Origin of the sequence: Methanospirillum sp. (genome assembly GCF_035406105.1) — an archaeon.
GTDB lineage: Archaea > Halobacteriota > Methanomicrobia > Methanomicrobiales > Methanospirillaceae > Methanospirillum.
In genome coordinates, this window is sequence record NZ_DAONKG010000157.1 from 1 (window position 1) to 5,929 (window position 5,929).

At 52.8% G+C, this 5,929-nt stretch carries 5 protein-coding genes; 2 read left to right on the plus strand and 3 right to left on the minus strand.

The window, feature by feature from the left end; all coding sequences use genetic code 11:
• The 3 genes from PLA23_RS09625 to argC form a co-directional block, all read right to left on the minus strand.
• The coding region (locus PLA23_RS09625; protein WP_324475020.1) for a bifunctional ornithine acetyltransferase/N-acetylglutamate synthase at nucleotides 1–427 on the minus strand (427 nt) is incomplete at its 3' end.
• A 1-nt stretch (nucleotide 428) separates the two neighbouring features.
• A complete protein-coding gene (locus PLA23_RS09630; protein WP_324332149.1) occupies nucleotides 429–905 on the minus strand; it encodes a CBS domain-containing protein in 477 nt (158 codons plus the stop codon).
• Nucleotides 906–925: 20 nt separating this feature from the next.
• Nucleotides 926–1,912 (minus strand): N-acetyl-gamma-glutamyl-phosphate reductase, encoded by a 987-nt coding sequence (gene argC / locus PLA23_RS09635; RefSeq protein ID WP_324475022.1) that lies wholly within the window; start codon nucleotides 1,910–1,912, stop codon nucleotides 926–928.
• A 145-nt stretch (nucleotides 1,913–2,057) separates the two neighbouring features.
• On the opposite strand from argC, the gene mutS reads away from it, so the two are divergent.
• Nucleotides 2,058–4,730, plus strand: a complete 2,673-nt coding sequence (gene mutS / locus PLA23_RS09640) for a DNA mismatch repair protein MutS (RefSeq protein ID WP_324475023.1) — start codon at nucleotides 2,058–2,060, stop codon at nucleotides 4,728–4,730.
• Nucleotides 4,727–5,929, plus strand: a 1,203-nt coding sequence (mutL, locus tag PLA23_RS09645; RefSeq protein WP_324475024.1) for a DNA mismatch repair endonuclease MutL, incomplete at its 3' end; no start/stop codon positions are given. The genes mutS and mutL, both read left to right, overlap by 4 nt.

Genomic DNA, 5,929 nt, shown 5'->3' on the forward strand with positions numbered 1-5,929 from the left:
CGGTGGTCATGATAGCCCGTGCTGCTGCACGCTCGGCATCAGAACTACGGGCCAGCGCAGGTGCTATCCGTGAGCACTGATCCCGGATCAGGGGCAGGTTCAGATACCGGCTGATGACCCCCGTGCTTGCAACCCCGACGGTCTCCGGCTCCACACCAAGATACTCACCGGCGATTGCTGCCATCTCCATGGCATCTGATATCCCCTGCTTTCCGGTCAGGGCATTCGCACACCCGCTGTTGGTTATGGTGGCGGTCAGATACCCCTTTTTTATCCGTTCACGCATAAGGATTATGGGCGCTGCACATGCCTTATTCATGGTAAATGCAGCAGCAGCGGTTCCCTCTGCCTCGATAAGTGCAAGGCCGAACTTTCCCTCTTTAATGCCTGCTGCCTTTACTCCTTCGATTGCACAAATTGACTGCATCTTATCCTTCCTTCCCACCTGCAAGGGACCAGACAATGTCCTCACGGGTGATTATGCCAACAAGACGGTTCTGTTCTGTCACACAGAGCCGATCAATCTTCTTCTCCAGCATCCGCTGAGCTGCAGTCTCGATGTCATCATAGGGTGAGATGGTGATCACCGGTCTGCTCATAATATCCGCTATTTTCATCTGTCTGATATCGGTCAGGGCTTTTTTCGTATGTTCCCAGTTGATAAACTCCCTGACCGGCAGTTCGATGATCTCAAGCGGTGACGGGAGCCAGAGGTCATCAGACGGCCCTTTGGTCATGAGGAGTCTGATGATATCAGTCTCGGTGACAATACCAACGAGTGTATCCCCTTCAAGGATGGGAATGCCACCTATCTTTCTGCTACGCATGATCCCAGCAACATCGGCAATGGAGTCTCCTGCCTGACAGGTTACCGGATCTCTGGTCATTGCATCACGAACGATCATATATTACCCTCTCTGGTTATTCAGGGAAGCATTCCCGGGTTCATCAGCCCGAGTGTCTCATCCCATCCACACATCAGGTTCATATTCTGGATAGCCTGACCACTTGCTCCCTTTACCAGATTGTCAATCACTGAGACCGCAACAACCCGGTTCTCCGATGCCTCAACCATCACATCGCAGAAGTTCGATCCCCTGACGGCATTCAGGGAGGGACGCTGGTATCTCACAAAGGGTTCATTTTTATAATAGTCCATGTATAACCGCTCAACCTCTTTCTGCTCAACTGGCTCGTCAAGCAGGATATGGGCGGTGGTCAAAATACCCCGGTTCACCGGAAGAAGGTGGGGCGTAAAATAACACCTGGCCCTGGATCCAAGGGATGCCAGTTCCTGCCTCATCTCGGCAAGATGCCGGTGAGATGTCCATTTATACGCCGTCAGATTATCCCCGACATTCGGGAAGTGAGTGGTTGCAGACGGGCTGTCTCCTGCACCTGATACACCGGTTTTTGAGTCATAGATGATAGTATGTGCCCGGTCTGCAAGGGGAGCTGCAGCCAGGGTTGCCCCGGTCGGGAAACAGCCGGGATTTGAGACAAAGGGTGCATGTCTGCAGGCATCCCGGTGTAGTTCACACAGCCCGTACGGAACCTCTCTCCATGCGGTATGGGGGGTTCCGTAGACCTCTTCAAAGACTGCTTTCGGAAGCCGGTAATCTGCCGAGAGATCGATTATTTTTATCCCTCGGTCCAGCAGGTCTGGGACATATGCCATGGCTGCGGTATGCGGGACTGCCAGGAATGCGATATCTGTGTCAAGTTTCGATATCTCCGGGTTTTCAAAGGTAAGATTACAGAATCCCGTAAGATGGGGATGCTGTGAAGTTACTGGTCTGCCTGCCAGCTGCCGGGATGTTGCGACATCAATGGTCACATGAGGGTGCGATTGCATCAGTCGGATCAGTTCGCCACCGGTGTATCCGGAAGCGCCGATGATTGCAGCTTTCATAGAAGAGTTTCTGGTATATATACGCTTAATACTATCATTATTTTGGCTCTTCTGCGTTTTATTCATATATACTCCTGAAACAGGACAGGTTCATGGTGGTACGAGGTTAGCATTTTGGCCTTTCTTTGCGAAACGTGTACCAGCCATGAGTGATCCGGCATCCCCGTCCATGAACGGGCAGAAGGAATATGCAGAAAAACCGGGGAAGATTACGCCGGCGATGCAGCAGTTTTACGATGCAAAACAGCAGTATCCGGACTGTGTCATCTTCTTCCGGATGGGTGATTTTTATGAGACCTTCTGTGAGGATGCCCGGATCTGTGCCAGAGAGCTCGATATCACCCTGACATCACGGGGCCGGATGCCTGACGGTCAGGACATCCCGCTTGCCGGAGTCCCGTACCATGCCGTGGATACCTACCTGTCCCGTATGATCAGCAAAGGGTACAAGGTTGCCATCTGTGAACAGGTAGAGGACCCGAAAAAGGCGAAAGGGATTGTGAAACGTGCGGTTGTCAGGGTAGTCACTCCGGGAACCGTCATCGATGCAGCGCTCCTCTCAACCGAACAGGCCAGGTATCTGATGGCGGTGTACCCTGATCTGAAAAAGAAACGGGTTGGTCTCTCTTTTATTGATATTTCCACCGGTGACTTTCAGTTTACCGAGATCCCCGCCCAGGACATCGAAGATGGAATCCGGTCAGAAGCAGCACGATATCACCCGTCAGAATGCATCCTCCCGGCTGGGTCTGGTGAAGATCTGATCAGGCTTTTACATCCTGTTATTCCTCTGGTCTCACCCCAGGATCCCTCATTGTTCAGCCCAACCCCGGCGGAAGAGGTCCTTTGCCGGCAGTTTGGTATACCTGATCCAAAAGATCTCCCCTGCGCAGGCTTTCCGGCAGGAACCTGTGCTGCAGGGGCCGCCCTTGCGTATGCCCAAAAGACACAGTTTTCCCAATTACCCCATATCAGGTCTCTTCACCGGTCAGATTTCAAATCACATCTGGTCCTTGATGCAGTCACCCTGAGAAACCTGGAGGTTTTGCAGAACATCAGGGATCGGACCGAAGAAGGGACCCTTGCCGCGACCATTGACATGACCCTGACCCCGATGGGACGGCGACTACTCCGGAGAAGAATAGCAGCACCCCTTCTCGATCCGGACGCTATCAACCGCCGGCTTGATGCCGTAACCTATTTTATTGATCGGTCAGCAGTCAGGCAAGAGGTCAGGGCCCGGATACACCGGTTTCCGGATCTTGAACGGATAGCTGGCAGGATTAGTTACGGGAATGCGAGCCCCCGTGACCTCGTGACCCTGGCGACTGCGGCAGATACGGTGGAAGGGCTAAAGACCCTCTTCTCACATGAGCATGACGTTCCACAGGAACTGACCGATGCAATCTCCGGTATCCGCGACATCACCCCGCTTGCCAGTCTCATAAAAAGTGCCATTATTGAGGATCCGCCTGCCCTGATCAGAAAAGGAGGAGTGATTCGGGACGGGTATCATGAAGAGCTGGATCATCTCCGGAGTATTTCACGAAACGGGAAACAGTGGATTGCAGATCTTGAGCAGCAGGAGAAGGAACGGACCGGGATCAAATCCCTGAAAATAAAATACAATGCGGTTTTTGGGTATTATATCGAGATAACAAAGGCCAATCTTGCGAATGTTCCTGATGATTATGAGCGCCGTCAGACAACCGCAAATGGGGAGCGGTACACAATCCCTGCTCTTCGTGAGATGGAGTCACAGATTGCGACAGCTGATGAGCGGCTGCTCGGACTTGAAGAGGAGATATTTAAGGAGATCCTGGATACAGCCGGCAGGGAGGTCCCGGTCCTTCAGGAGATCGCCCATGCAATTGGAAAGATTGACCTCTATGCAGGACTTGCTGAAGGAGCCCTCAAACACCGGTATGTTCGTCCGGAACTGGTGGATGAACCAACCCTGCTTATCCGTGAGGGGCGTCATCCGGTTGTTGAAAACAGTCTTGATGGTAGTTTTGTCCCAAATGATGCAGAACTCTCTGCAGGATCAGATCAGATCCTGATCATAACCGGTGCTAATATGGCCGGAAAATCCACTTACATGCGAAGTGTGGCCTTAATTGTTATTCTTGCCCAGATGGGCAGTTATGTCCCGGCCACGTATGCACGGGTTGGAATTGTTGACCGGATATTCACACGGGTCGGGGCGTTTGATGATCTGGCCTCCGTACAAAGTACCTTTATGGTCGAGATGATGGAGCTTGCAACCATCCTGAACCATGCGACGGAGAGAAGTCTTGTCATTCTGGATGAGATCGGGAGGGGGACCAGTACCCTTGACGGGTTCTGTATTGCAAAGGCAGTCCTGGAACATCTTCATGGGAAACGATCAAAAGGCCCGCGCTGTCTTTTTGCAACCCATTTCCATGAGATTGTCGGGATAGAATCTGAATTAAGGCGTGTCAGGAACTGTCATTTTGCAGTGAAAGAGACCGACAGGGATGTCATATTTCTTCGAAAACTGGTTCCTGGTGCGACAGACCGGAGCTATGGTATCCACGTTGCCCGGCTTGCCGGTGTCCCAGATTCGGTTGTTGCCAGATCAGAGGAGTTGATGAGACGGATTATGAGTGGCGAGGAACAGATTGGCGGGGGTGTCAGGCGGTACACGCAGATGATTCTCCTTGATGCCGGCCCAGCCATATCATCAGGGCCTGATCCACTCCGGGAAGAACTGCTCTCAATTCAGGTGAATGAGATTACCCCGGTGCAGGCTCTGACTATTCTTGCAGATATGCAGGAGAAGGCACGAAAGATATGACTTGCCCCAATCAGGTTATCCGGGTCCTTGATGAATCCACCGTCCATCTGATTGCAGCGGGAGAGGTGGTGGATCGTCCGGTTTCCATCGTCAAGGAACTGATCGAGAACGCAATCGACGCGTCATCATCGCGGATCACGGTGGAACTTGTGACCTCCCACGGGATGATATCCCGTATCCGTATTACCGATGACGGGATTGGTATCCCTGCTGATCAGGTCGCTCTTGCCTTTCTCCCCCATGCCACGAGTAAGATCAGGACCGGTGATGATCTGCTGTCATGCCGGACCCTTGGGTTTCGGGGTGAGGCCCTTGCAAGTATCGCGGCCGTCTCCTATGTGACGATGGTGACCAGGCCAAAAGAGTCTGATGTGGCAGTTCTGTTCCGGATTACCGGGGGTGAAGTCATTGAATGCACTGAGACCGGTGCTCCTGGCGGGACATCGATCACGGTTGAAGAGATATTTTTCAACACACCGGCACGAAGAAAGTTTTTAAAAAGTCTGCAGACCGAGGTTGCCCATGTCACTTCTCTGCTGGAATCATTTGCCTGCCTCTATCCGGGGATCACCTTCCGGTACCTTGTAAATGGCAGTGAGAAGTTTTCAACCCACGGGGGTTCAGACCTTTCTGCTATTTTCCGGGCTCTCTATCCTGCTGATGCCGGGATGATGATTCCTGTCATGGGAGAGGATAGCAGCATTCGTATAACCGGCCTTGTTTCGCTCCCAAAACTGGTGAAACAGAATCGGCAGCGGTTTCTTATTGCCGTAAACGGTCGGCTTGTCCAGTCTCCTGCTATGATCTCTGCTGTCAAACGGGCGTATGGATCCCTGATACCCGGTAATGTCTGGCCGGTTGCAGTCCTGATGCTTGATCTTCCTCCCGCCTGGGTTGATGCGAATATTCACCCGACCAAGCGTGAGGTCAGGTTCTCGGCCGAACGGACGGTCCTTGACCTGCTTGTCCGGACGGTCAGGAGAGCACTTGAGGATGCGGACCTTCTTACCGCTCCGGCCGGACCGGATGAGGATACCCAAAAATCTCTGGGCGACATTTCTCCCCCGGCACCTGTTTCAGTCCGGTATGGGGTGACAGCACCGGCTCAGGGTGTACGATCGGTATGTGAAGCAACTCTTGCCGGGTACCGGACCACCTCCCGTCAGCTTTTGCAGACACGGTTACCGGAGAGTGCCGGT

Excerpts from the sequence above, each read along its gene's own strand:
- argC (WP_324475022.1), bottom strand. The coding sequence starts at position 1,912 with ATGAAAGCTGCAATCATCGGCGCTTCCGGATACACCGGTGGCGAACTG.
- PLA23_RS09630 (WP_324332149.1), bottom strand. The coding sequence starts at position 905 with ATGATCGTTCGTGATGCAATGACCAGAGATCCGGTAACCTGTCAGGCA.
- mutS (WP_324475023.1), top strand. The coding sequence starts at position 2,058 with ATGAGTGATCCGGCATCCCCGTCCATGAACGGGCAGAAGGAATATGCA.